Source organism: Pseudodesulfovibrio hydrargyri, assembly GCF_001874525.1.
GTDB classification, from domain to species: Bacteria; Desulfobacterota; Desulfovibrionia; order Desulfovibrionales; family Desulfovibrionaceae; genus Pseudodesulfovibrio; species Pseudodesulfovibrio hydrargyri.
On record NZ_LKAQ01000004.1, the window covers coordinates 989,781 to 1,016,270 of the forward strand.

Annotated in this window: 23 protein-coding genes; 16 read left to right on the forward strand and 7 right to left on the reverse strand. The window is 61.4% G+C overall.

Annotated features, from left to right (window positions below):
* Window positions 1-14 precede the first annotated feature (14 nt).
* Complete coding sequence (locus BerOc1_RS08990; RefSeq protein WP_071545376.1) at window positions 15-440, forward strand: hypothetical protein; 426 nt, start codon at window positions 15-17, stop codon at window positions 438-440.
* Between the two features lie 65 nt (window positions 441-505).
* Here the strand turns inward: BerOc1_RS08990 and BerOc1_RS08995 are convergent, their stop codons facing one another.
* The 6 genes from BerOc1_RS08995 to BerOc1_RS09025 all read right to left on the reverse strand — a co-directional run bounded on the left by BerOc1_RS08995 (window position 506) and on the right by BerOc1_RS09025 (window position 5,938).
* A complete protein-coding gene (locus BerOc1_RS08995; protein ID WP_071547064.1) occupies window positions 506-1,279 on the reverse strand; it encodes a ParA family protein in 774 nt (257 codons plus the stop codon).
* 230 nt (window positions 1,280-1,509) lie between these two features.
* Complete coding sequence (locus tag BerOc1_RS09000) at window positions 1,510-2,514, reverse strand: NAD-dependent epimerase (RefSeq protein ID WP_071545377.1); 1,005 nt, start codon at window positions 2,512-2,514, stop codon at window positions 1,510-1,512.
* 351 nt (window positions 2,515-2,865) lie between these two features.
* The gene (locus tag BerOc1_RS09005) at window positions 2,866-3,279 is read right to left on the reverse strand and encodes a hypothetical protein (RefSeq protein WP_071545378.1); all 414 of its coding nucleotides are present in this window, start codon (window positions 3,277-3,279) and stop codon (window positions 2,866-2,868) included.
* 257 nt (window positions 3,280-3,536) lie between these two features.
* Entirely contained in the window at window positions 3,537-4,763 is a 1,227-nt protein-coding gene (gene coaBC / locus BerOc1_RS09015; RefSeq protein ID WP_071545380.1) for a bifunctional phosphopantothenoylcysteine decarboxylase/phosphopantothenate--cysteine ligase CoaBC, read from the reverse strand.
* A gap of 1 nt (window position 4,764) precedes the next feature.
* A complete protein-coding gene (locus BerOc1_RS09020) occupies window positions 4,765-5,226 on the reverse strand; it encodes a hypothetical protein (RefSeq protein WP_071545381.1) in 462 nt (153 codons plus the stop codon).
* Between the two features lie 46 nt (window positions 5,227-5,272).
* Window positions 5,273-5,938, reverse strand: a complete 666-nt coding sequence (locus BerOc1_RS09025; RefSeq protein ID WP_341349792.1) for a hypothetical protein — start codon at window positions 5,936-5,938, stop codon at window positions 5,273-5,275.
* Window positions 5,939-6,108: 170 nt separating this feature from the next.
* On the opposite strand from BerOc1_RS09025, the gene queA reads away from it, so the two are divergent.
* From queA to BerOc1_RS09055, 6 genes are all read left to right on the forward strand, one after another.
* Window positions 6,109-7,191, forward strand: coding sequence for a tRNA preQ1(34) S-adenosylmethionine ribosyltransferase-isomerase QueA (gene queA / locus BerOc1_RS09030; protein ID WP_071545383.1), 1,083 nt, complete (start codon window positions 6,109-6,111; stop codon window positions 7,189-7,191).
* 42 nt (window positions 7,192-7,233) lie between these two features.
* Window positions 7,234-7,467 carry a 4Fe-4S binding protein gene (locus BerOc1_RS09035; protein WP_071545384.1) on the forward strand — a complete coding sequence of 78 codons (234 nt, stop codon included), beginning with the start codon at window positions 7,234-7,236 and terminating at the stop codon, window positions 7,465-7,467.
* Between the two features lies 1 nt (window position 7,468).
* Complete coding sequence (locus tag BerOc1_RS09040; protein WP_071545385.1) at window positions 7,469-8,539, forward strand: 3-methyl-2-oxobutanoate dehydrogenase subunit VorB; 1,071 nt, start codon at window positions 7,469-7,471, stop codon at window positions 8,537-8,539.
* Entirely contained in the window at window positions 8,540-9,310 is a 771-nt protein-coding gene (locus BerOc1_RS09045; protein WP_071545386.1) for a thiamine pyrophosphate-dependent enzyme, read from the forward strand. It begins immediately after the preceding gene.
* Entirely contained in the window at window positions 9,310-9,852 is a 543-nt protein-coding gene (locus tag BerOc1_RS09050) for a 2-oxoacid:ferredoxin oxidoreductase subunit gamma family protein (protein WP_071545387.1), read from the forward strand. Before BerOc1_RS09045 ends, BerOc1_RS09050 begins: the two co-directional genes overlap by 1 nt.
* A 571-nt stretch (window positions 9,853-10,423) precedes the next feature.
* On the forward strand, window positions 10,424-11,746 hold the full coding sequence (locus BerOc1_RS09055) for an RHS repeat domain-containing protein (protein ID WP_071545388.1): 1,323 nt from the start codon (window positions 10,424-10,426) through the stop codon (window positions 11,744-11,746).
* Window positions 11,747-12,533: 787 nt separating this feature from the next.
* Here BerOc1_RS09055 and BerOc1_RS09060 read toward each other — a convergent pair.
* A complete protein-coding gene (locus BerOc1_RS09060) occupies window positions 12,534-13,703 on the reverse strand; it encodes a homocysteine biosynthesis protein (protein ID WP_071545389.1) in 1,170 nt (389 codons plus the stop codon).
* A gap of 369 nt (window positions 13,704-14,072) precedes the next feature.
* On the opposite strand from BerOc1_RS09060, the gene BerOc1_RS09065 reads away from it, so the two are divergent.
* From BerOc1_RS09065 to BerOc1_RS09105, 9 genes are all read left to right on the forward strand, one after another.
* The gene (locus BerOc1_RS09065; protein ID WP_084641301.1) at window positions 14,073-15,371 is read left to right on the forward strand and encodes a DnaA ATPase domain-containing protein; all 1,299 of its coding nucleotides are present in this window, start codon (window positions 14,073-14,075) and stop codon (window positions 15,369-15,371) included.
* Between the two features lie 147 nt (window positions 15,372-15,518).
* On the forward strand, window positions 15,519-16,688 hold the full coding sequence (dnaN, locus tag BerOc1_RS09070) for a DNA polymerase III subunit beta (protein ID WP_071545391.1): 1,170 nt from the start codon (window positions 15,519-15,521) through the stop codon (window positions 16,686-16,688).
* Entirely contained in the window at window positions 16,689-19,082 is a 2,394-nt protein-coding gene (gene gyrB / locus BerOc1_RS09075) for a DNA topoisomerase (ATP-hydrolyzing) subunit B (protein ID WP_071545392.1), read from the forward strand.
* Between the two features lie 188 nt (window positions 19,083-19,270).
* A complete protein-coding gene (gene gyrA / locus BerOc1_RS09080) occupies window positions 19,271-21,718 on the forward strand; it encodes a DNA gyrase subunit A (protein WP_071545393.1) in 2,448 nt (815 codons plus the stop codon).
* 5 nt (window positions 21,719-21,723) lie between these two features.
* A complete protein-coding gene (locus BerOc1_RS09085; RefSeq protein ID WP_071545394.1) occupies window positions 21,724-22,548 on the forward strand; it encodes a tetratricopeptide repeat protein in 825 nt (274 codons plus the stop codon).
* 72 nt (window positions 22,549-22,620) lie between these two features.
* A complete protein-coding gene (locus BerOc1_RS09090) occupies window positions 22,621-23,733 on the forward strand; it encodes a glycosyltransferase family 4 protein (RefSeq protein WP_071545395.1) in 1,113 nt (370 codons plus the stop codon).
* A 1-nt stretch (window position 23,734) separates the two neighbouring features.
* Window positions 23,735-24,328, forward strand: a complete 594-nt coding sequence (locus tag BerOc1_RS09095; RefSeq protein ID WP_071545396.1) for a histidine phosphatase family protein — start codon at window positions 23,735-23,737, stop codon at window positions 24,326-24,328.
* Window positions 24,328-25,488 (forward strand): glycosyltransferase family protein, encoded by a 1,161-nt coding sequence (locus BerOc1_RS09100; RefSeq protein ID WP_071545397.1) that lies wholly within the window; start codon window positions 24,328-24,330, stop codon window positions 25,486-25,488. Before BerOc1_RS09095 ends, BerOc1_RS09100 begins: the two co-directional genes overlap by 1 nt.
* A gap of 87 nt (window positions 25,489-25,575) precedes the next feature.
* Window positions 25,576-26,340 carry an enoyl-ACP reductase FabI gene (locus BerOc1_RS09105; protein ID WP_071545398.1) on the forward strand — a complete coding sequence of 255 codons (765 nt, stop codon included), beginning with the start codon at window positions 25,576-25,578 and terminating at the stop codon, window positions 26,338-26,340.
* The last annotated feature ends 150 nt before the right edge of the window (window positions 26,341-26,490 follow it).

A 26,490-nucleotide genomic window follows, 5' to 3' on the forward strand; every position in this document is an offset into this window, starting at 1 on the left:
CCAAGGGAGCGAATATGTCAGATCATATCAACGAGCTTTTCGACAAGGACGGCAACCTCATCGGCGCGTTGCTGACCGCCGCGGCCTGGACCGAGGTGCGCGATCAGGTCATGGCCGCGCTGGGTATCAGGGAGACCCCGGCAGTCCAGGAAAAGCCCGAACCCACGGCCGACTGGGAAATGCTCACCCAATACTGGGACTTCCCGTACCCGGTGGACATGGACGTGACCTGCGAACACTGCGGCAGCAGGACCGAAAACTGGTCCGAGGACGATCCGCGCCTATTCCGCCTGACAAGCGCCAACCTGGCCGGACTGGTCGCCTTCAAGTGCATGAGCTGTCAGGCAAAGGTGGTCAAAAAGCACTTCAAGGATGAGATCGTCACCGAATGCACCCCCTATCTGGAGGAAAAGCTTACCTCCAAGGAAGGGCGGTACTGATCGCCGTCTGCTCACGCTTGCGCCGCCCGCTCATCACGGTGCGGCGCGGCTGTTAAAGAACCTGCCTAAGCCCCGGCCGTGGAGCTTCGCTCCACTTCTTGAGCCAGGGCGAGATACGCCTCCGCACCCCGCGATTTGATATCATAGTTGATCACCGGTTTACCAAAGCTTGGTGCTTCGGAAAGCCGCACGTTTCTCGGGATGATCGTCTCGAACAGGTGCTGCGGAAAAGCCTTGCGCACCTCGTTCTTGACCTGCCACGACAGCCGGTTTCTGGAATCGTACATGGTCAGGACCACGCCGAGGATATTCAGATCCGGGTTGAGGCGTTTGCGCACCAGTTCGTAGGTCATGAGCAACTGCGCAATGCCTTCCAATGCGTAATACTCGCACTGCAGCGGAACGAGCAACTCGTTTGCAGCGCACAGGGCGTTGACCGTCAGCAATCCCAGCGAAGGAGGGCAGTCTATGAGAATAAAATCATACTGTTCGTCCACCTGTTCAACCAGTTCCCGCAGGTAGAACTCCCGTCCAAACTTGTCCACCAACTCGATCTCGGCACCAACCAAATCCTGGGTGCCGGGCAGGATGTCGAGGAAGGGCACCCCGGTCTGATAGATGGCTTTGCCGACGTTCTTGGGCTCGAAAAGCACGCTGTAAATGTTCTCGCGCTTGTCGGCGGGATAGAATCCAAGCCCGCTGGAGGCGTTGCCCTGGGGGTCGCAATCCACCAGGAGAACCCGCTTTTCCATCACAGCCAGGGAGGCCGCGAGGTTGATGGAAGTGGTGGTTTTACCCACACCGCCTTTTTGATTCGCAATCACGATTCTTCTCGCCACATGACCCTCGCTTTCGAGCTGCATTTGATGCGTTCGAGACTCTGTCGCTTGTTTCACGTGAAACATTTTCCCGAAAACAGGGAGTGTTTCACGTGAAACAATGTCCTCTTGTCGTTTCAAATGTCGTAGGCTGAATGAAAAACAAAGGCAAGGGCCGGAAGGGGAAATGGGGGAAAAAGACACAAAAAAGGGCGGCTGACGCCGCCCTTGATGATCGTGATGATCAAAAGCTATTTGCCGTAATACTCTTTGTACCACTCAATAAACTTGCGAATGCCGTCCTCAATGCTGGTATCCGGTTTGAACCCGACATCGTTCTGAAGATCAGAGACGTCGGCCTCGGTGGCCGGGACGTCACCCGCCTGCATGGGCATATAGTTGTAGATAGCCTTCTTGCCGACCACTTCCTCGATGACCTCAATATACCGGGAGAGCTCCACAACCTTGTTGTTGCCGATGTTGTAGATCTGGTAGGGAACCGAGCTGGTGCACGGATCGGGATTGTCACCATCCCAGTCGGGATTCGGCACGGCCGTGCGCTTAAGAACCCGGACCACACCTTCGACGATGTCGTCGATGTATGTGAAATCGCGGCGCATCTTGCCGTAGTTGAAGACGTTGATGGGCTTTTCCTCGATGATGTTCTTGGTGAACAGGAAGAGCGCCATGTCCGGACGGCCCCAGGGGCCATATACCGTAAAGAATCGCAGGCCGGTGGTGGGCAGGTTGTAGAGGTTGGAATAGGAGTGGGCCATCATCTCGTTGGCCTTCTTGGTGGCCGCGTACAGACTCATGGGATGATCAACCCCTTCATGGGGGTTGAGCGGCATTCTGGTGTTCATGCCGTAGACCGAGGAACTGGACGCGTAGGCCAGATGCTCGACGCCGTTGTGGCGGCAGCCCTCCAATACATTGAGGAAGCCGACCACGTTGGAGTCGACATACGATCTGGGGTTCTCGATGGAGTAGCGGACGCCTGCCTGGGCGGCCAGGTTGACCACGTGGGTGAACTTTTCCGCCTTGAACAGCTCGGCCATGGGCCCGGCATCCTCAAGGTTGATGTTCACATGTTTGAAGAGGTTTCCCTCCAAGACCTTGAGCCGTGCCTTTTTGAGGTTCACGTCGTAGTAGTCGTTCAGGTTGTCCAAGCCTACGACCTCATGGCCTTCCTCGGTCAATCGCCTGGAGAGATGGAAGCCGATGAAGCCGGCCGCTCCGGTCACGAGTATCTTCATATAAATGGTCCTTATCCTGTTGAGGGTCAGGTGATGTACGGCGGAGTTCCTTTCGGTGTCACCGCGATGCGTGGATCAACCGTCTCTTACTCCACTCAATGCCCTGAGGGCAAGTTTACAATAATCACTTTCCGATTTGTTTAGATCGGAAACACGAAGAAACCAACGCTCGACAAAAAATAAGGCGCCAATCCCTCAGAAACCCTTATGATCCGGGACATTGCGGGAAATCAGCGAAAAACTGCGAATACGCGCTTTTTACGAAAAAACCGGCTTGCCGTCCGCCAACGAGACAATCATTCGTCAAAAGGGAAATACGCGAGAATTTCGGCAAAACGGGTGTTTTGCGTACTACAGGCGGATGTTGGTGATGCCATCCACGGCCATCTGCTGCTCGTGGGGCAGCATGTCAATGAGCCGGGCGATGGGCGGCAGCTTATGTACGATGACGTTCTCCAGGAGGTGCGTCACGGCCTGGACGTCCGCATCGGGCAGAATGACCCGTAGGGCCTCGTCGCCGAAGCAGACCACGTGCGGAGTGCGCCACAACTCCCAGCCGCGCCAAAACATGGAGGTGTCCGGTTGCAGCGCGCCGTTGACCAGCGCGGCCACGGGCCAGAAGTTGATGGTTCCCGGGGGCCACTTCAGATGGGCCTGGAGATTCTTGAGAACGGCCCGCCGCCTGGGGTCGGACTGTCCGCCCAGGTCCAGGCCGAGTTCCATGTACGTCATGACCACCCGCGCGTCGGGTTTGGTGAAACGCACGAACTGGGACCACGGAGCCGGGAAATTCGGTGCCGCCTGTTCAGGGGCACGGGCATGGGAGGGCGCTGCGGCTTGTGGCGGCTGCGGAGCCAGGGGCTGTTGCGGAGCGAAGGGTGGGTGCGCGCCTTCTTGAGGAACCGCCTGCACGTCAGGCTGTGTCCGAACCGGTTCAGGCTGCGCTTCGACTTTCAATCCGCCGGGAGCGTAGACGAACTCCAATCCCGACTCGAGCCAGGGGCGCAGGCTTTCGCGCACGTTCAGTCGAGCAGAAGGTGATCCCATAGTCTCCACGCCACTTCGGTTTTGGGCAGTTGCGGCCACTGTTCCTTGCGGCCTTTGGCGTCCAGGACGAACATCTCGTTGGTGGCCACGCCGAACCCGCTGCCCGCCTTGCCGATGTTGTTGGCCGCAATGAGGTCGAGGTTCTTGGCCGCGAGTTTGCGGGCCGCTTCCTCGCGGATGTTGTCGGTCTCGGCCGCGAAGCCGATGAGCTTCTGGCCGTCGCGCTTGGACTCGCCCAGACTTTTGAGGATGTCCGGGTTGGTCTCGAACTCCACGGTGATGCCCGCGCCCGCCGAGGTCGACTTCTTGAACTTGGACTCGCCGAAGGGCACGGGCCGGTAGTCGGCCACTGCGGCCGTGAGGCAGGCCATATCCATGGAAGGCCACAGGTCGGTACAGGCCTCGTACATCTGCCGGGCGGTGGTCACCGAGACCACGGCCATGTCGCAGGGGAAAGTCAGTCCGGTGGGCCCGGCCACCACGGTCACGTCGGCCCCGCGCAGATACGCGGCCACGGCCACGCACGCACCCATGGTCCCGCTGGACGGGTTGGACCAGAAGCGGACCGCGTCCCAGGGCTCGCGAGTGGGCCCCAGGGTGACCAGGACCTGTTTGCCCGCCATATCCCGGGGGGCGAGGGCCTTGAGGGTGGCCAGGAAAATCTCGTCCAGCGGGGCCAGGCGCCCGGTGCCGATATCGCCGCAGGCCACGGAACCGGCCTCCGGAAAGACGCGGATATAACCGAGTTCGCCGAGCATCTCCCAATTGCGCTGGGTGGCCGGTGCCGCCCACATGCGCGGGTTCATGGCCGGTGCCACGATCTTGGGTCCGGGGAAGGCCAGGGCCTGGCAGGAAAGCATGTCGTCGGCCAGACCGAAGGCGAGCTTGGCCAGGATATTGGCCGTGGCCGGAGCAATAAGCATCGCGTCGGCGGCCTGGCCCGGTTCGAGATGAGCGAAGGCGGTGTCCGCATCCGGCGTCTCGCTGAACATGCCGGTATAGACCGGGGACGCGCCCAGCGCCTCGAAGGAGAGCGGAGTGACGAACCTTACGGCCGCATCGGTCAGCGTGGCCGAGACCATGCAGTCCGCCTGTTGCAGGGAGCGCACCAGGTCGATGGCCTTGAACGCGGCGATGGACCCGGTCACGCCCAGATGGACGCGCTTGCCCATGAATCCGGCAAAGCCGTAGTGGGGCTGCATGCTACTTTCTCTTCGAGTCGCCGGAGTCCTTGACCTCCACGGCGAAAATGGTCGTGGTGGACGAAGCGAAGGTGTCGTCGATCTCGATGACGCAACTCTTGTTGTACTTCTCGAACGTCAGGAACTGAACCGAGCTGGCCTTGTTGTTGGACATCAGGGTCCAGTTGTCCTTGGTCATGTTGTTGATGAAGTACTGAACCAATTCCGGAATCTCCACGCGGCCCTTGAATTTCATGATCGAGGCCCTGAACTTGGTGTTGTCCAGCTTGTAGGACCCCTCGTTCTGGTAATCGATCTCCTTGGGGATCATGATGTCGTCGAAATCGAGGTAGTAGTCCGGCTCCTGGTTGCTCTGGGCCGCGGGCTGCTCCGAGCCCGAAGAGGAAGACGTGGACGTGGTGGTACAGGCGGCAAGCGCGCCGACGAGCAGAAGCGGTAACAGGAATTTGATGAAAGGACGCATGGTTTCCTCCCTCGGGTATATGCGGTGATTGCGTTTATCGTTGCCGTCAGGACGCGGCTTCCTTGAGCCGGTCGATCTTGTCCTGAAGATATCGTTCCATGTCCCGCCGATCCTTGCGCAGCCGGACCAGTTCGCTTTCAAGAATCTGAAGCTTGGCCTTGATGTCCGAGGTATCGAAGGTCAGCTTCAGGGCCATCTCCTCGATCTCGGCGTCTTTTTGCTCCAAAGCCCGGGTCTGTTCCATGATCTCCTCGGGCAGGGCGGGTTGTCCGGCCGGCAGCTGCTTGATGCGCTTCTGGCTGCGGGCCAGGAGCACGAAGGCGGTCTTGAGCTTGTGGATGTCTTCCTGCTGCCGCTCGATGATGGACTTCTGGTCCGCGATGACCTCCATGCAGGAGGTCACCCGGGTCAGGACGTCGTTGAAGGTGGTCGCCAGTTCCGAGAATCCTTCTCCCGACCCGCCTTGCGCGGTGGCCAGGGTGTGTTCCACCTCGATGGTCCTGGGGAACTCGCTGCGCAGCCGGTCGTCGATCTCGTTGGTGACCAGTCCGTCGCCATACAGCCGGGAAATACGCTCGAAGATAACCGCGGATTCCTCCGGGTATTTGGTCACGCGGCCGACCTTGCGGCCCCCGAGGAAGTCCTTGAACAGGGCGGCGTACCGGCGCGCGGTCGGAGCGGGGATGCGGGTGCGTTTGGCTATCTCAGCCACGGAAAGCCAATTCATGCATATGAAATACCATGAATCCGGCCAATATCAAGCCCCTGGCAACAAATGGCACAACCTTGACATAGCTACCCGATATCATTGTAAAAGAAAAAGATTTCGTTGAAATTCCAGGTGTTGTACAACCGGGACCACAACGAGGACGGACATATATTATGGAAATACCCGAAGACTACAAACTGTCGAGCTACGACTACGAGTTGCCCGAAGACCACATCGCCCAGGAGCCCGCCGAGCGCCGCGACGGCTCAAGGCTCCTGGTCCTGGACCGCGCGGCCGACACCCTGACCCCGGTCCGGTTCACGGACCTTCTTGATTATCTGCCGGACAACTGCCTGCTGGTGGCCAACAACTCGCGCGTCATCCCGGCGCGCATCTTCGGCCGCAAGCCCACCGGGGGCCAGGTGGAGTTTCTGCTGCTCACGCCCCTGCCCCTGCTCGTGCCGGGCGAGGAGGGCGGCTGGATGACCGCCCGGGCCGAAGGGCTGCTGCGCGCCTCCAAGGGGCCCAAGACGGGCACGGTCGTGACCTTTGCCGACGATTTCTCCCTGACCGCCGAGGAACCGGGCGAGTTCGGCCGCTGGCGGGTCACCCTGCGCTGGAAGGGCGATCTGACCGGCCTGTTCAACACGCACGGCCACCTGCCCCTGCCCCCGTACATCAAGCGCCCGGACGGCGAGGCGGACCGCGAGCGGTACCAGACCACCTATTCGAACACGGCCAAGACCGGTTCCGTGGCCGCGCCCACAGCGGGCCTGCACTTCACCCCGGAGCTGCGGGAGCGCATCCGGGCCAAGGGCATCCAGTGGGCCGAGGTGACCCTGTACGTGGGCTACGGGACCTTCAGCCCGGTGCGCTGCCCGGACATCCGCGACCACCGCATGCACGCCGAATACATCGAGGTCGGCGAGGAGACCGCCGAGGCCATACACCGGGCCAAAGCCGAAGGGCGTCCGGTCATCGCTGTGGGCACGACCAGCGCCCGCACCCTGGAAGGGATGGTCCGCGAAGCGGGTTCCGTGCGTCAATTCCGTGGAGAAACCGACATATTCATCTCCCCGGGCTATACTTTCAGGGTTATCGACGGTATTCTGACGAACTTCCATTTGCCAGAATCGTCGCTCATCATTATGATCTCGGCTCTTGCTGGCAGAAAAACGATCCTGGATGCCTACGCGTTCGCCCTGGAAAACAATTTTCGGTTCTTCTCCTATGGGGACGCGATGCTCATCCTGTAAAAACGGCAATTTTCACCATCACAAACGGAACTGGAGAAATTCATGTCTCGAATCGAGGTCCGGGAGGATCGGTGCAAGGGGTGCCTGCTCTGTACCACCGTCTGTCCCGTAGACATTATCGTCCAGTCTGACCGGTTCAACGTCAGCGGCTACAAGGTTGCCGAGGTGCCCGAGGCCGACAAGGACAAATGTACCGGCTGCGCATCCTGCGCCCAGATCTGCCCGGACGTGGCGATCAAAGTGTACAGGACCCCCAAGAAGAAAGAGGGGAAGTAGCATGAGCAAGAAAAACGACCGCATCTTCGTCAAGGGGAACGAAGCCATCGCGCGCGGCGCCCTGGCCGCCAAGTGCAAGTGCTTCTTCGGCTACCCGATCACCCCCCAGAACGACATACCCGAATACATGTCCTCCGAGATCATCAAGGCGGGCGGCGACTTCGTCCAGGCCGAGTCCGAGGTGGCCGCGGCCAACATGCTGCTCGGCGCGGGGGCGTCCGGTGTCCGGGCCATGACATCCAGCTCCTCGCCCGGCATCGCGCTCAAGCAGGAGGCCATCTCCTACATGGCGGGCAGCGAAATCCCGGCGGTCATCGTCAACATGAACCGGGGCGGCCCAGGCTTGGGCGACATCGGCCCGGCCCAGGGCGACTACTACCAGTCCACCCGGGGCGGCGGCCACGGCGACTACCGCCACTTCACCTTCGGACCCGGCACGGTCCAGGAAGCCTACGACCTGACCATCAAGGCCTTTGACATCGCCTTCAAGCAGCGCACCCCGGTGCTCATCCTGGGCGACGCCATCCTCGGCCAGATGAAGGAGCCCATCACTCCCTGGCTGCCCGAGAACATCGACGAGGAAGCGGGCCGAGACTGGGCCGTCACCGGCCGCACCGGCGGGCGTGAAAAGCGGCTGGTCAAGTCCCTGTTCCTCGAGGAAGGGGCCCTGGCCGAACAGAACAGACACCTCCAGGCCAAGTACGATTCCTGGAAGAGCATGACCGAGGCCGAGCAGTTCGAGACCGAGGACGCGGACCTGATCCTCTGCGCCTACGGGTCCATCGGCCGCATAGCCAAGTCCGCGGTGCGCAAGTTCCGCAAGGACGGGAAAAAGGTCGGCCTGTTCCGGCCCATCACCCTGTACCCGTTCCCGTCCGACGAGCTCAAGGAACTGGCCGAGCAGGGCAAGCGGTTCCTGACCATCGAACACAACCTGGGACAGATGCTCGACGATGTGCGCCTGGCCATCAGGACCGTGGCCGACTCCGACTTCTACCCCATCTACCCCGGCAACCTGCCCACCCCGGACGAGCTCGAGGAGCCGATCCTCAAATGCCTGGAGGGTAAATAAATGTCCGAAATGAACGAAAAGCTGGTCTTCGACCGGCCGGACAGCGTCATCGACCGGCCCACCCACTACTGCCCGGGCTGCCACCACGGCATCGCCCACCGGCTCGTCGGCGAACTGCTCGACGAGATGGACCTGACCGAAAAGACCCTGATGGTCACCTCCATCGGCTGCTCGGTCTTCCTCTACAACTACCTCAACGCCGACGCGGTGGAGGCCCCACACGGCCGCGCCCCGGCGGTGGCCACCGGGGTCAAGCGCGCCCGGCCCGACAGCTTCGTCTTCACCTACCAGGGAGACGGCGACCTGGCCTCCATCGGCATGGCCGAGATCATGCACGCCGCCAACCGCGGCGAAAAGATGAGCGTGGTCTTCGTCAACAACACGGTCTACGGCATGACCGGCGGCCAGATGGCCCCGACCACCATGATCGGCCAGGTGACCACGACCACCCCGGCGGGCCGCTGCCAGACCCACGAGGGCGCGCCCATCCGCATGACCGAGATCATCGCCTCCCTGGGCGGCACCGCCTTTGCCGCGCGCGGCGCGCTGAACACCGTGGCCAACATCAAGAAATCCAGAAAATACCTGAAAAAGGCCTTCGAGTTCCAGCTCAACGGGACCGGCTTCGGTTTCGTGGAGCTGCTCTCCGGCTGCCCGACCAACTGGAAAATGACCGCGCTTGCGGCCAACGAACGCATCAAGGACGAGATGATCCCGTACTTCCCCCTCGGCGTGTACAAGGACGTGTCCGAGGAAGGAGGTGTGTGCTGATGCGCTACATGGATTCCATCATCGCGGGCTTCGGCGGCCAGGGCGTCATGCTCATCGGCAACCTGCTGGCCTACGCGGGCATGAAGGACGGCCTCAACGTCACCTACATCCCGGTCTACGGCCCGGAGATGCGCGGCGGCACCGCCAACTGCACGGTCGTGCTCTCCGAAGAGGACATCGGCTCGCCCATCATCCGCTGCCCCAAGTCGCTCATCGCCATGAACCGTCCGTCGCTCGACAAGTTCCAGCCGCGCGTCGTGGACAACGGCATCCACATCATCAACTCCTCGCTCATCGACATGGACCTGGCCGACACGGCCCGCCTCAAGTGCTTTGGGGTGCCCTGCAACGATATAGCCGACGAGCTGGGCAACACCCGCATGGCCAACATGGTCGCCATCGGCGCCTTCGTCCAGGCTTCGGGAATCATCCCGCTGGACGCGGTTATCGGTTCGCTGGAAAACGTCATCTCCCCGCGCTACCACAAGCTCATCCCGGCCAACACCAAGGCCATCGAGGCCGGCGCCAAACACGTCGCCTAGCCGCGCGAAGAATAGCAATCTAAGCCCGCTGCCAGCTTCTGCTGGCAGCGGGCTTTTTTTGCCTGCGGCGGCCGGGGGAAGGGGAAGGAAAACCCTTTGAAAAGGGCTTTTCCTTCCCCTTCCCCCGGCCCCCCATCCCCATCCTTTCCGAAACTTTTTATGCCGCTTCGCGGGGTGTAAAGGGTAGAGTCATTGCATAGTACAATCTGAACATTCCATCACGACAATACATTAATAAGAGGCTGGTTCCACAAAACGAACACCCCTTGAATATTGGCACCCGCACTGCCTTGCCGCAGGCACACAAAAAGCTTTGGAGGGGAGTCCAGAGGGGAAACTTTCTAAGTTTCCCCTCTGGCCGATCGCTGCTGTCCTCATCCGTAGGGCTCGAAGACTCGCCAACGGCTGGAGGCCCGGAGGCATTTCCCCTCTCCCTGTCAAGTTGCCTTTTTATGCTTATCGGGTGCTTTTGGGCGTCATTCTCCGACAAAACAGGGTGTTGGCGAAAACCGGGGGTATGCTGGTTGGGATTCCCGGGGATGGACCTCGGGGGCGAAACCAGGAGGTTGCCATGGCAGCACCATATTCCTGTGACGTGAGGCGCGGCCCGGACGGGCGCATTGTGGAGAAAACCGAGACGGTCAGGGGGCGCAAGTCCACCTGGACCTATGTGTATGACGGCAGCGGGCGGCTGGCCGAGGCGAAGCTGGACGGACGGCTGATCTGCCAGTGCTGGTACGACCGCGAGGGGCGTAGGGTGCGGGATTATCTGCCCGCCACGGCCGGGGCGAATTATCGGGATTACCAGTACACCCCGGACAACCGGCTGATGCGCGCGGGGGGCGGGCAGTATTCGCACGATGAGCGCGGGTTCCAGTCCATCTGGTCGGACAAGGGCGTGTATACCCTGTACGAGTATGCACCGGACTATCGGCTGCTCAAGGCCGAGGAGGAGGACCGGGACAAGGTCTTCACCTTTGCCCACGACGAGGACGGTCAGCGGGTGGCCAAGTACCGAAACGGCGAACTCGTGGAGGCCTACCAATGGCTCGACTTCGTGCGCCTGGCCGCGTTCTATGACGGGCGGCACGCCTACGAATTCGCCTACCGCGACGGCGAGCGCACGCCCTTCGCCATGCGCCGCGACGACGGCGAGGTGGCCGGGCTGTTCTACGACCAGGTCGGTTCCCTGCGCGTTGTTGCCGACGTGGACGACAACGTGATAAAGGAAGTACTGTACGACCCGTTCGGCGGCATCATCGAGGACACCAACCCGGACCTGCGCCTGCCCATAGGCTTCGCGGGCGGCCTGCACGACCGGGACCTGGGCTTCGTCCGCTTCGGCTGGCGCGACTACGACGTCAGGACCGGCCGATGGACCGCGCCTGATCCGATTGGGGAGAAGGGTGGGGACCCGGACTGGTACGGGTATTGCCTGGATGATCCGGTGAATAAGACTGATCCGCTGGGGCTGGAAGGCGGATTTTGGGGAGGCGTGAAGAAAATCGGAGCCGGGCTTGGCAAGTTATGGGACAGGGCTCCGGCCGGTATAGGCGAGGCCCTTACCAAAGGCGCAAAAGGAGCCGGGGAGGCATTGGGCAAAACCGTGGACGCCTTCAAGACGAACAAGGACTTGCAAAAATATACTGCCATTGCCCTAGGAGCCGGGGCGGCCCCCATCGTCGCAGCGGGGGCGACCGAAACGATCCCTGTCGTGATGGGAGTGGCCATGCAGCATCCGGATAAACTTGCGGCGGGATCACAAGCGGCTGTCGATTTTGCGAATGGTCTTGTAGAAGGCCCGCCGCCGCAAAGTCCAGCCGGTGTAGCAGGGACAATCGGCAAAGCAACCTATGACTGGTATAAACGAAATCGAGAGAAAAATGCGAATTAGAGTATGGGAGCTAATTATAAGTATCTTATTCATATTCTATGGCGTTTCCATGGTTAGAACCGGAATTTATGAACTGTATGGAATTCCCATGTTCCCCTTAGCTGCCTATATATTGACAGGAGTGGGGATCGCGATTCCAATATTGGCTTGGTTTCTCCGGTCGCCTTCACGGAATAAGCAGAAATGACAATATTAAACGCCCTGAAATCCACCTTTTCAGGGCGTTTCTTTAATTTTGTGGGCCATCGGCTTCGCGGACGGCCTGCACGACCGGGACCTGGACTTCGTCTGCTTCGGCTGGCGCGACTACGACGTCCGAACCCGCCGGTGGACCGCACCCCATCGGGGACCAGGGCGGCGACCCGGACTGGTATGGATATTGTCTGGATGATCCGGTGAATGCGGTTGATCCGATAGGGCTGGAAGCAAGAAAAGGTGCTGGCCGCAGAATAGCTACAAGCAGTGCAGTAGGTGCCGGTTTTGGGGCTTGGCGAGGAAGTGCCTTTGGCTTGCCGGGAACGATTGGGGGAGCAATCATGGGGGGAACCTCCGGCTTATTACGGGGAACAATTAATGAATACCCTCCGTTGTGCAAAATGCAAAACCAGCAAGCAGGTCGACACCCTGAATTAATGTAGCCGCCGGGACGCCCCGTACAGTTCTTCTGGATTATTCCATTCCCAGTACCCTGCCCAAAAAAACATCGACTACCTACGATGGTAAAACAAACCAAAGCGGCCTGCCGGGTATTTCCGGCAGGCCGCTTTCATGCATATGTCGATACGGGCTAGAAGCTCGGGATGTCGTCCTGCTTTTCGGTCAGCAGGAAGTCGCCCCTGAGGATCCATTCCTTGAGCTTGTCGGCCACTTCCAGGGACATGGAGTGGGAGGTCACGGGCACGGTGGCGGTCTTCTTCTCGTTGACCGTTATCTCCCCGCTGCGCAGCTCGGCGAAGGACACGCGGGTGACCTCGCGCGGGATGCCGTTGGGATAGTCGTAGCCGTAGTCCTTGACCGGCATGGAGATGTCCTCGTTGGACACCCCGGTGAACCAGGCCAGCTCCTCGTTGAGCATGGGGATGGGGATGCCCACGCCGAGCGCCAGGGACACGCCGTAGCCGATGATCGACTGGGCGCGCACGTAGCGGGCGTTCATCTTCTTGAAATCGCCCTTGAGCATGAGCGTGCCCGAACCGCTCTCCGGGATGCCGCGCTCGTTGCGCTTGGGCTTCTGCACGTGCTGGGTGCCCTCGCCGATGACGTAGCCCACGCCGCCGCCCATGAAGATGCGCGTGCCCATGCCGATGGTCCGGAAGTACGGATCGTTGAACAGCGGGGAGAGCGCGCCCGAGGTGGCGTAATTGACGTTGGACCCGTTGGCCTTGAGCGGGCCCATGTACGTGTAGATGGTCCGGTTGGTCAGGTTCACGGCCGCGTTGTAGTTCTGGTAGCAGTTGCGCGGATTGAGCATGACCGCGTTGGGCAGGTCGGCCAGGGTGACGTCCTTGTCCAGCTCGCGGCGGGGGTAGCAGTCCGTGCCGTAGGCCTCGGCCCGCAGGTGCACGGCCTTGCCGCGCAGCAGGTCCTCCATGACATGGGCCCCGCCATAGGCGAATCGGCCCGGGTGGACCTTGTTCAGGGGATCGTCGTCCGACGGCTCGGTGGCGCCCAGATAGGCGTCCACGGCCGCGATGCCGCTGTAGCAGGGCACGTTGTTCAGCCACAGCTTCGAGACCTTCATGACCGGCGGCTGCTGGCCGATGTTGAAGAGCAGCCCGGACGAGCACATGGGGGAGAAGGTGCCGGTGGTGACCACGTCCACTTCCTGGGCGGCCTTGACCTTACCTTCCTTCCTGACGATCTCGATCATCTCCTCGGCATTGACCACCACGGCCTTGCCCTTGCGGATGCGTTCGTTGATCTCCTTGACCGTCTTGTTCACTTTGAATTCTGCCATTACTATCCTGCCTTCGCCCCCCGGGCCGCGGCCCGCGCGGGGTGTTGTTCCATACGTAAAGTCCACCCCTTGTAATCCAAATTCGCCGGAAGGAAAACCAGCTTTGTTGCCCGGTCCCGAACGAGTCTGTGCATAACTTCCCGAACAGAGGAAAACTCCCTGTTTTCCTCATGTTTTCAACAGGCGTTGTCGATCATTTCGAAAATAGCCTTTTCCAGGCGGGAAATAAGGGAAAAATCGGCGGAAAAGCTTGGCTTCCAGGGAGTTTTAGGGTATAGAATCAAATAAATTTCGGGAGATTGTTTAGACCCGATTTTTGCTTTTTTAAAACTAATAATTTCAAATAGTTGCAATCGACATCAATCTATCGTGAAAGAATCACTTCGGCAACATCTCCTCCAGACCTGCACGGACGAGGAACTCAAGCGCTGGTTCGACCCGCTCTCCTTCGATTACTCCGAGGAAAACAAACGGCTGACCGTTGGTTTTCCCCACGCGTTTTTCGCCCGGTGGTTCGAGTCCGACATCCAGGACAAGTTCGAGGCGCAGCTGAACATGTTCCTGGGCAACGGGTACGTGGTCAGCTACAAGGACAGCGACGCGCCCGAGCGGCTGCGAGGCGTCCAGGTGGCCGACGTGGTCAAGCGCATCGACTTTCCCTTTGGCCAGGAATTCACCTTCGACACATTCCTGATCAACAAAAAGAACTATTTTCCCATCGCCTCGGCCAAGGAAGTGGCCAAGCAGTCCGGCTCCCTGTTCAACCCGTTCATCATCTGCGGGCCGGGCGGCTCGGGCAAAACCCATCTGCTCAAGTCCGTGGCCAATGAGATAGCCAAGAAGCACGACTACTCGACCATCTTCATGGGCTCGCTCGAGGAGCTCAACTCGCTCTATTCCATCCGCTTCAAGGGCGACCCGTTCAAGGCGCGCAACCACCTGTTCGAGTACAATTTCCTGTTCATCGACGACTTCCACAAGATCAAGGAACATCCCCATTTCCAGCAAGAACTGGTCAATATCTTCAACCACTTCTACGACAACAAGAAGCAGATGGTCCTGGCCTGCCGCGAAAAGGTCACCAGCTACGACTTTCTGGACGACAACCTGCAGTCCAGGCTCGGCTGGGGGCTGATCGTCACCCTCAAGGAGCCGGACCTGGAGATCAGGGTGGGCTACATCCAGCGCCAGGTGCGGTCCAAGCGGCTCTCCCTGAGCAAGGAACAGGTCCTGACTTTGGCCCAGCGGTTCGCGGACTTCCGCTATCTCCAGGGCATCCTGCTCAAGCTCTTCGCCTTCAAGGAGCTGGTCAAGCAGGACCTCTCCCAAAAGGACTTCGAACACATCCTGGCCAACACCGAGGAGAAGACCACCGACGACCTGACGCCCAAGAAGATTCTCAGCGTGGTGGCCGAACACTTCAACGTGCACGTCAAGGACCTGACCGGCACCAAGCGGCACCAGCACATCGCCCACGCCCGCCAGGTGGCCATGTTCCTCTGCCGTCAGATGCTGAACACCTCTTATCCGGCCCTGGGCAGGGCGTTCGGCGGCAAGGACCACTCCACGGTCCTGTACTCGGTCAAAAAAATCGATCAATTACAGGAAGATGACTTCGAATTGAAACAACTGTTGAAAACCTTGAAGAATAAATGTCGCATGTCGTGATCATTTTGGGAAAGGGCCGATTCAGGCACGTTCGGTTCCAAAATCATGACAATGGGTGTGCTTAAAAATTTTAACGATTACAAGTTCTTAGTTTCGAAAGGAACAAAGGAACCGAGGTAATAAATCTCAATCAAGGAGATATTTTCTATGTTTCTGAAAGTGAACCGAGATGAAATCATCGAAGGACTCCAGAAGTCGGCGAATATCATCCCGGCCAAAACCGGCGCAGCCTTCCTGAGGACCATCTGGCTCCAGTGCGAGAATGGGAACCTGAACATCATGAGCACGGATTCCAACCTGGAGTTCATGGGTTCCTATCCCGCGGCCCTGGAGGGCGAGGGATTGGCCGGCGTGCAGGGACGCGCCTTTTATGACCTGGTCAAGCAGCTGAGGTCCGATCAGGGCGAGTTGACCATCCGCACGGACGAGTCCGACCAGAACGTGCTGGTGGAGCAGAAGGCCCGCAAGTACAAGTTCCCGGTCAACGACCCCGAGTGGTTCCAGAAGTTCTCCTCCTTCCCCGAGGACAACACGGTCTACTGGTCCGGCGACTTCCTGCACGAGATCATCGACAAGATTTCGTTCTGCATTTCCGATGAGGACTCCATGGAGGCCATCGCCTGCATCTACATGGTCCCGCGCGAAAAGGACGGCGACAAGACCGTTGAGGTCTGCGGCCTGAACGGCCATCAGTTCGCCATGCTCAACTTCGTCAACGACGACATCTTCGCCATGCTTCCGGAAGAGGGCGTGCTCATCCAGAAGAAGTACCTGACCGAACTGAAGAAGTGGCTGACCGCCGACGAGATCGAGTTGGCCATCTCCAACAAGCGGCTGTTCTTCCGCACCGGGGACAAGCGCGAGACCTTCACCCTGCCGCTGTCCTATTATCAATACCCCAACTACAACAACTTCCTGGCCAGGCTGGGCGACGACAACGTCTCCACCCTGGAGGTCAACCGCCTGGATCTGGTGGACGCCCTGTCCCGCGTGGCTCTGTTCAACACCGACTCCAACCGCTGCGCCTATTTCACCTTTGGCGAGAGCGAGGTCACGGTGTCGGCCCAGGGCCAGGAGACCGGCACGGCCCGGGAATCCATCGACGCCGCCTTCAGCGGCGACATGGCCCGCATCGCCTTTCCCACCCGGAACCTGATCGAGATACTCAACCACTTCGCCTCTCCCACCGTGAAGTTCACCCTGACCGGCACCGAGGCCCCGTGCGGGCTGACCGGTTCCGACGACAAGGATTACAACGTGATCGTCATGCCCATGATGATCCAGGAAGAGACATACTATACCGAGGAAAACGCATAAATGAGCGAGAAACAGTACAACGCCGAGTCGATTACCGTACTTGAGGGACTCGAGGCCGTTCGCAAACGCCCGGCCATGTACATCGGGTCCACGGATATCCGGGGCCTGCACCACCTGGTCTACGAGGTCATCGACAACTCGATCGACGAGGCCATGGCCGGCTATTGCGACAAGATCAAGGTCACCCTGCACATGGACAACTCCTGCACGGTCACCGACAACGGCCGCGGCATCCCGGTGGACATCCATCCCAAGGAAAAGGTCCCGGCGGTCCAGCTGGCCATGACCACGCTGCACGCGGGCGGCAAGTTCGACAACGATTCCTACAAGGTCTCGGGCGGCCTGCACGGCGTGGGCGTGTCCTGTGTCAACGCCCTGTCCGAGTTCATGGAGACCACGGTCCGGCGTGACGGCAAGACCTACCGCATGAAGTTCGAGCGCGGCCATGTGACCCACGAACTGGAGGAGATCGGCCCGTCCGATTCCACCGGCACCACCCAGCGGTTTAGGCCCGACGAGGAGATTTTCGAGGTCAACCAGTTCGAATACGACGTCCTGCGCAAGCGGTTCCGAGAGCTGGCCTACCTCAATTCCGGCCTGGAGATCGAGTTCAAGGACGAGCGCAGCGGCAGCGCCGAGACCTTCAAGTTCGACGGCGGCATTCGGCAGTACGTCAGGGACATCAACTCCAACCTGAACACCATCGGCGAGATCGTCTACGGCGAGGGCGAGTCCGAGAACATGATCGTCGAGTTCGCCCTGCAGTACACCTCGAGCTACAAGGAAAACACCTACACCTTCGCCAACAACATCCGGACCATCGAGGGCGGGACGCACCTGGCCGGATACAAGACCGCCCTTACCAGGGCGATCAACAACTACGTGCAGAGCGCGGACCTGCCCAAGAAGCTGGTCCAGAAGCTGACCGGCGACGACGTGCGCGAGGGTTTGACCTCGGTCATTTCGGTCAAGCTGCCCGATCCGCAGTTCGAGGGCCAGACCAAGACCAAGCTCGGCAACTCCGAGGCGGCCGGCCTGGTGGCGGCCGTGATCTACGAGAAGCTGAACACCTTCTTCGAGGAGAATCCCAAGGAAGCGCGGTTCATCATCGAGAAGGTGGTCGACGCGGCCCGGGCGCGCGAGGCGGCCCGCAAGGCGCGCGACCTGGTCCGGCGCAAGGGCGCCCTGTCCGACAACGCGCTGCCCGGCAAGCTGGCCGACTGCCAGTCCAAGAACCCCGCGGACTCGGAAATCTTCATCGTCGAGGGCGACTCGGCAGGCGGTTCGGCCAAACAGGGCCGCGACCCCAAGATCCAGGCCATTCTGCCCTTGCGGGGCAAGATCCTGAACGTGGAGAAGACGCGGTTGGACAAGATGCTCGGGAACAAGGAAATCCGGGCCATGATCACCGCGTTCGGCATCGGCATCGGCCACGAGGAGGAGGAAAAGGATTACGACAAGCTGCGCTACCACAAGGTCGTGATCATGACCGACGCCGACGTGGACGGCTCGCACATCCGCACCCTGCTGCTGACCTTCTTTTTCAGGCAGTACGAGGAGCTGATCAACCGGGGCCACGTGTACATCGCCCAGCCGCCGCTCTACCGGGCCAGCAAGGGCAAGTTCGAGCGCTTCATCAAGGACGACGTGGAGCTGGACAACTTCCTGCTCGAGCGCATCGGCGGCGACCTCAAGGTCAAGACCGAGGCCGGGACCGTGCTGGAGGGAGCGAAGCTCAACGAGACCATGGACAAGATCCGCTTCCTGCGGACCCGGTTCCACGAGGCCGAGACCGTGGGCATCGACGCGATCCTGTACCGCAAGCTCATGGACTTTCCGGAGCGCATCTCGTTCACCTATTTCGAAGAGCACGATCCCGAGCAGTTCAAGAAGGATTTCGAGACCAACGGCTACCGGGTGGAGATCGAGACCGAACATGACCAGGAGCTGGAAAAGGACCGCACCTATCTCGTCTTCGAGAACGAGAACGGGCACCGCACCCGCCTGGCCATGGAGTTCTTCTACTCCAAGCTCTACAAAACGGCCTTCAAGACCTATGGAGAGCTCAAGGAGGCCTGCGGCGGGTTCGAGTTCGCCCTGGACCTGAAAGAGGGCGAGGTGCCGGTTTCCGGCTTCTTCAGCCTGTATGACGCGGTCATCGAGGAAGCCCATCGCGGGTGGCAGATCCAGCGCTACAAGGGTCTGGGCGAAATGAACCCGGAACAGCTCTGGGAAACGACCATGAATCCGGAGAACCGGACCATGCTCCAGGTGACCATCGAGGACGCGGCCGCGGCCAACGACATCTTCGTGGACCTCATGGGCGACAACGTGGAACCGCGCCGGGAATTCATCGAAAAGAACGCCCTGGCCGTCCAGGAGCTGGATATCTAGGGCCCGGAGCCGGTCCCGGGCGTGACGCCGCTTTCCCCTGGAGGGCGGCGGGCCATGGGTATCGGCCTTTGAACAAGACGAAAAACGCCGCCGTACGGCATGGGCCGGAACCCTGGCCGGGCGGCGGGACACCAAGTTTATGGGGGGCCGGGAATCCGAACGATTCCCCGGCCGCCGGAGGCAAATGAATGACCAATACGATTACCATCGAGAGCGAACTCAAGAAAAGCTACCTTGAGTACTCCCTGTCCGTCATCATCGGGCGCGCCATCCCGGACGTGCGCGACGGGCTCAAACCCGTTCATCGGCGCATCCTGTACGCCATGCACGACCTGGGCAACTACCACAACCGGGCCTACAAGAAGTCCGCGCGCGTGGTCGGCGACGTCATCGGTAAATACCATCCGCACGGCGATTCCGCGGTCTACGACGCCCTGGTGCGCATGGCCCAGGACTTTTCCATGCGCGACATGCTGGTGGACGGGCAGGGCAACTTCGGTTCCATCGACGGCGACTCCGCGGCCGCCATGCGTTACACCGAAGTGCGCATGGCCAAGCTCTGTTCGGAGTTCCTCGGGGACATCGAAAAGCAGACCGTCGACTTCACGCCCAACTACGACAACACCCTGCAGGAACCGTCCGTCCTGCCCACCAAGGTGCCCAACCTGCTGCTGAACGGCACCACGGGCATCGCGGTCGGCATGGCCACGAACATCCCGCCCCACAACCTGGGCGAGCTGATCGACGGCACCATCCACCTGCTGGACACCCCGGGCTGCACCATCGAGTCCCTGATGCACTACATCAAGGGCCCGGATTTCCCGACCGGCGGCACGGTCTTCGGCGGACAGGGGTTGATCGACGCCTACACCACCGGGCGCGGCTCCATCAAGATCCGCGGCGTGGTCGAGGTGGAGGAGGCCAGAAAGGGCCACAAGGAAGCGATCATCATCAGGGAGATCCCCTACGCCCTGAACAAGTCCACCCTGGTGGAGAAGATCGCGGCCCTGATCCACGAGAAGAAGATCGACGGAGTGGCCGACCTGCGCGACGAGTCAGACCGCAAGGGCATCCGCATCGTGCTCGACCTCAAGCGGGGGGCCATTCCGGACATCATCATCAACTCGCTGTACAAGTTCACCCCCCTGGAGAGCAGCTTCGGCATCAACATGATGGCCGTGGTCGGCAAGCGGCCCATGCTCCTGAACCTCAAGGAGGTCCTGAGCCATTTCCTGGACCACCGGCGCGAGGTCATCATCCGCCGGACCAAGTTCGATCTCGACAAGTGCGAGAAGCGCGTCCACATCTTGGAAGGGTTGCGCATCGCGCTGGACAACATCGACGAAGTGGTCAAGCTCATCCGCGCGTCCAAGACCCCGGACGAGGCCCGCGAAGGGTTGATGTCCCGCTTCAGCCTGTCCGACATCCAGGCCAAGGCGATCCTGGACATGCGCCTGCAGAAGCTGACCGGCCTGGAGCACGACAAGCTGCTGGAAGAGCTGGCCGAGCTGATGAAGAAGATCGAGTACTTCAAGTCCATCCTGTCCAACGAGGAGGTTCTCAAGGGCGTCATCCGCGAGGAACTGACCGAGATCAAGGAGAACTACGCCACCCCGCGCAAGTCCGAACTGCTCAAGGCGGACCTGGACTCCATCGATATCGAGGACCTCATCCCGGACGAGGAGACGGTCATCACCCTGAGCCAGCGCGGCTATATCAAGCGCACCCCGCTGTCCAACTACACCGCCCAGAAACGCGGCGGCAAGGGCATCGCGGGCGTGCAGACCGGTGACGGCGACTTCATCCACACCTTCATGCTGACCACCAACCACCAGCATCTGGTGCTGTTCACCAACTTCGGCAAGATGTTCAAGATCAAGGTCCATCAGGTGCCCGAGGGCTCGCGCTACGCCAAGGGCGGGCACGTCAACAACCTCCTGCCCCTGGACAAGGACGAATACATCGCCACCTGCCTGTCCCTGCGCGAATTCGCGGACGACAAGTTCTTCCTGTTCGTCACCCGCAAGGGCATGATCAAGCGTTCGTCCATCGGGCTGTACGGCAATTGCCGGACCACCGGAATCCGCGCCGTGAACCTGCGCGACCATGACGAGCTCATGACCGTGCGCGAGATCCAGCCGGACGTGGACTGCATCCTGGCCAGCCGCGACGGCTCGGCCATTCGCTTCAACATCAACGACGCCCGGCCCATGGGACGGGCCACCGCTGGCGTCAAGGGCATGGCCCTGCGGCCCAACGACGAGGTCGTGGCCTGCGTGGTCACCGGCGACGAGGAGCGCGACCAGTTGCTGACAGTCAGCGAGGGCGGCTACGGCAAGCGCACGAGCATCGAGCAGTACCGGGTCCAGACCCGTGGCGGCAAGGGCATCCTGAACATGCGCCTGACCAACAAGACCGGCAAGGTCATCGGCGCGCGCATGGTCAACGAGTCCGACGATGTCATCCTGCTGACCTCCCAGAACAAGGTCATCCGCATGTCCGTAAGCGAGGTCAGCCAGACCCGCGGCCGGGCCACCCAGGGCGTGCGCCTGGTGCGCATGGACGACGACAACAAGGTGGTCGGCTTCGATCTGGTCATGGACGATGACGACGAACTGGGCGAGGTCCGGTCGTAGGGGCCATGCAACGCATACTCGTACTGATATTGCTGGCCGCGACGGTGCTTGCCGTCGCGGCCTGCTCTTCGCCTTCCTCGCCCGGCCAGGAGGACATCGAGCGGGCGCGCGATTCCTATTCCAAGGGGTTCTACCTCGAGGCGGAAAAGGACTACGAGCGCTACCTGCAGGTGGAGCCCCAAGGGGAGTTCCGCAAGGAGGCCTGGGACCGCCTGGCTGAAATCGCGGTGTCCATCAAGGGAGACTACGACCGGGCCGTGGTCCTGCTCGAGGCCATGTACCTGGAGCTGGGCGGCGATCCGGACACGGCCTGGAAGATCATGTTCCAGCTGGGCGAGGTCTATTCCGAGCTGGGCAACACGTCCAAGGCCATCGAGGCCTTCGAGAAGTGCCTGGATCAGGCCATGGGCAACCCGGAACACACCTACAAGACCCAGCTGCGCATGGCTCGGCTGTACCGCTCCATGGGCAGTTATGACTTGGTGGCCGCCACCCTGGAGAACTGCGCGGACTCGGCGGCCGACGACGAGGCCAAGGCCAAGTGCCTGTATGAACTGGCCCAGAGCTACACCTTCATCTCCAGCTGGTCCCAGGCGGAAAAGGCCCTGAGCACGCTGCTCGGGCTCAAGAATATCTCGGACGAGACCCGCTCCCTGGCCGTCTTCCTGGAGGCGGACATCGCCGAGAACGACCGGGATTACGCCAAGGCCAAGGAGCTGCTCGAATCCATCCTGCACACCTATCCCAATCCAAAGGTGGTGGAGACCCGGCTGGCCAATCTGCCCGAGGTGGTGCCCGAGCCGCTGCCCCTGGTGCCACCCAAGCAGTAGGGCCGGTTCGCCGGGACCGGAAAAATGGTGTATCCCCATGACGGCGTCCCGATGCAAAACCGAGAGTGACCCGTGAAGATCGCCCTGTGCACCCCGTTCAAGCCGCTCGACAACGCGTCGGTCTCCGGCGACGTGACCATCGCCCGCGACCTGCGCGACGCGCTCGCGGACCTGGGCAATGAGGTGGTCCCGGTGCCGTATTTCCCGGCCAAGGAGATATGGAAGCGTCCGGCACGCTGGCCCGTCGCGTACCGGGCCGCCGGGCGGATGACCGAGGCCGCGCGCGGCTGCGACGCCTGGCTGACCTACGGGACCTACTACAAGGCCCCTGACGTGTTCGGTCCGGCCTGCGCGGCCCGGCTGGGCATTCCCTACGCCATCTTCCAGGCCAGCTACGCGGTCAACCGGGGTAAAAAACTCGCCACCTGGCCGGGCTATCGGTTGAACCGGAGGGCCATGCTCCGGGCGGACCACATCTTCTGCAACCGGCTCAACGACCTGCGCGGCTGCGCCCGGCTCGGGCTGGCCCCGGACCGCTATTCCCATGTCCGCCCGGGACTGCCCCAGGGGCTGCTCACGCGCGACGAGACGGCTGGGGCCGCCCTGCGCCGGGAGTGGGGCGCGGAAGGCGCCAGAGTGGTCCTTACGGCCGCCATGATGCGTGCCGGGGTCAAGGCCGAGGGGCTGCGCTGGGTCTTCCGGGCCTGCGCCGCGCTCGTGGAGCAGGGCAGGGACGTCTTCCTGGCTGTGGCCGGGGACGGTCCGCGCCGTGCCGAACTGGAGCCCGAGGCCCGAAACCTGCTCGGCGACCGGGTCCGCTTCGTCGGCCTGGCGGAGCGGGAACGACTGGGCCATTTTTTCGCGGCCGGCGACCTGTTCGCCTTCCCGGGGCTTGCCGAGAGCGTGGGCATGGTCTACCTGGAGGCCCAGCAATGCGGCCTGCCCGTGGTGGCCACGGACGACGAGGGCGCGCCCCAGGTGGTGGCCCACAATCGCACCGGGATCATCACCAGGGCGACACTGGATGATTTCACCCGGGGCGTGGACGAACTGGTCCGCGATCCCGGGCGGTGCCGGGCTCTGGCGGCCAACGCGCCGGGCCATGTGGCCAAGGAACACGATAGTGCGCGCAACTACGGCCATGTTGCCGAGGTGCTGCGCGAACTGGCCGAAGCGAGGGCCTGACATGACGACATATTTCTGCATGCGCCACGGGTTGACCGAGTGGAACCGCGAGTGCCGCATCCAGGGCGACAGCGACATCGAACTCTGCGACGAGGGCCGCGACATGGCCCGCAAGTGGGGCCGGTCCCTGGCGGGCGAGGGGTTCGACTGCATCCTGACCAGCGCGCTCTCCCGCGCCAGGGAGACCGGCGCCCTGGTCAACGAGGTACTGGGGTTGCCCATGTTCGAGGACGAGCGCCTCGGCGAACAGGACTGGGGCGAGTGGACCGGCCTGACCAAGGACGATCTCAAGTCCATGCGCAAGGAAGTGGGTAAACAGGAATACAAGGGATTCGGCTTCCGGCCCGAGGGCGGGGAGAGCCGCGACGAGGTGCTCTGCCGGGCCTGCGATGCGCTCATCGATTTCGCCGCCGAGCACCCGGGACAGTCCGTGCTGGTGGTCACCCACAACGGGGTGCTGCGCTGCCTGGCCCACGCCCTGTCCGGCTCGGAATTTCTGCCCGGCGATCCCGTGGAATACCTTCCCTACCGGCTGCACCGCATCGAATGCATTGAAAACGAACTCGCCCTGGGCGAGCTGAACATGGAGTTGTAATGCGCATCGTCTTCTACTGCCAGCACGTGCTCGGCGTGGGCCACATGTTCCGGTCCCTGGAAATCGTCAAGGCCCTCAAGGATCACGAGGTCATTCTGGTCACCGGCGGAGCCCACGTGGATTTCGATCCGCCCGCGAACATGACCCGCATCCAGCTGCCCGGCCTGATGATGGATGAGAAATTCACCCGGTTCATCCCCCTGGAGGAAGGGGCCGAGGTGGACGACGTTCTGGTCCGCCGCCTGCGCCAGTTCAAGGAGATTATGGCCGAGCAGAGGCCCGACATCTTCATGGTCGAACTCTTCCCCTTTGGCCGCAAGAAATTCCGCTTCGAACTGCTGCCCATCCTCAAAAAGGTCCGCAGGGGCGAGTACGGCAAGTGCCAATCCGTCTGTTCCGTGCGCGACATCCTGGTGGAAAAAAAGGATATGCAGCGCCAGGTGGAGCGCGTGCACGGCTACCTCAACCCCAATTTCGACCACGTTCTGGTTCACTCGGACCCCGACCTGGTGCGTCTTGACGAGACTTTTCCCGGCGTGGACGGCATCGTCCCCGAGGTCCACTACACCGGCTACGTGGCCCGCAAGCCCGACCCGGCCGAGACCGAACAACTGGCCGTTGAACTGAATCTCGGCAATACTCCTCTGGTGGTTGTGTCCGTGGGCGGCGGCCACATCGGCCGCGACCTGCTGCGCGGGGCCCTGGCCGCCTCGCCCATCCTCAACGAGACACATCCGCACCGGCTGGCCGTGTTCACCGGCCCCTACGCCGAAGAGGACGAATTCCAGCGCCTCCAGAAAGCGGCGAAAGTCTACCCGCACATCACGGTAAAGCGGTTCACCAAGCGGTTCCTGGCCTACCTGGACCTGGCCCGCCTGTCCGTCTCGCTGGGCGGCTACAACACCACCATGAACCTGCTGGCCACCAACACCTTCGGGCTCATGTATCCCTTTCTTCAGAACCGCGAGCAGAATATGCGCGCCAGGCGCATCGAGGAGAAGGGCGGACTCAAGGTCATCACCCAGGACGACCTCGGCCCGGAACGGCTGGTCCCGCTCATGCGCGAAGGGCTGGACCGCAAGGCCGAGCCGCTCAACCTCAACCTGGACGGCGGGCCCAACTCGGCCCGCATCCTCGAGGCGATCCACGCCGCCGGGTAGGTTCCGCGAAACAGACGGGCGCGGTCCACTTTTTCGTCGCCACAAAGGGTGCGGCGGAGTATACTGCCGCCAAGCAAAGGAGACCATATGCTGCTCAAGGATAAAAAGGCCCTTATCTTCGGGGTGGTCAACGACCGTTCCATCGCCTACGGCATCGCCAAGCAGTTCAAGGAACACGGGGCGCGGCTGGCCTTCAGCTACGCCGCCGATCCCATCGAACGCCGCCTGGCCCCCATCTGCGAGGAGCTGGGCGGCGAGTTCATGTACAAGTGCGACGTCACCTCGGACGACGAGATAGCCGCCGGAAGCGACCTCGTGCGTGAAAAATGGGGCGACGTGGACATCCTCGTGCACTCCATCGCCTACGCCAACCGAGAAGACCTCAAGGGCCGCTTCATCGACACCAGCCGCGAAGGCTACAAGGTCGCCCTGGACGTCTCGTCCTTCTCCCTGGTCGCCCTGTGCCGCGCCTTCGAGCCGCTGCTCAAGCCCGGCTCGTCCGTGCTGACCATGAGCTACTACGGCGCGGGCAAGGTCGTGGCCAACTACAACGCCATGGGCGTGGCCAAGGCCGCGCTCGAGGCCTGCGTGCGCTACCTGTCCGTGGACCTGGGCGAAAAGGGCGTGCGCATCAACGCCATCTCCGCCGGGCCGGTCAAGACCATGGCCGCCTCCGGCATCTCCGGCTTCAAGACCATCCTCGGCCGCATCGAGGAAAAGTCCCCCCTGCACCGGAACATCACCATCGACGACGTGGGCAAATGCGCCCTGTACCTCGCCTCGGACCTGTCCTCCGGCACCACCGGCGACGTCATCTTCGTGGATTCCGGCTACAACATCATGGGCGTGTAATGCCTCCGGCGTCCGGGGCGCTGTCCTGGATTCTCCCAAACTTTTTGTGTCGCCTTCGGCGAAGGTCGGGTGCGGGCGGGGTCTTTTTTTGTGAGGTTTGGACGTGGCCGTCAAAGCGGTTTGCGGCGTTTTAGAATTGATAAAAAGAAT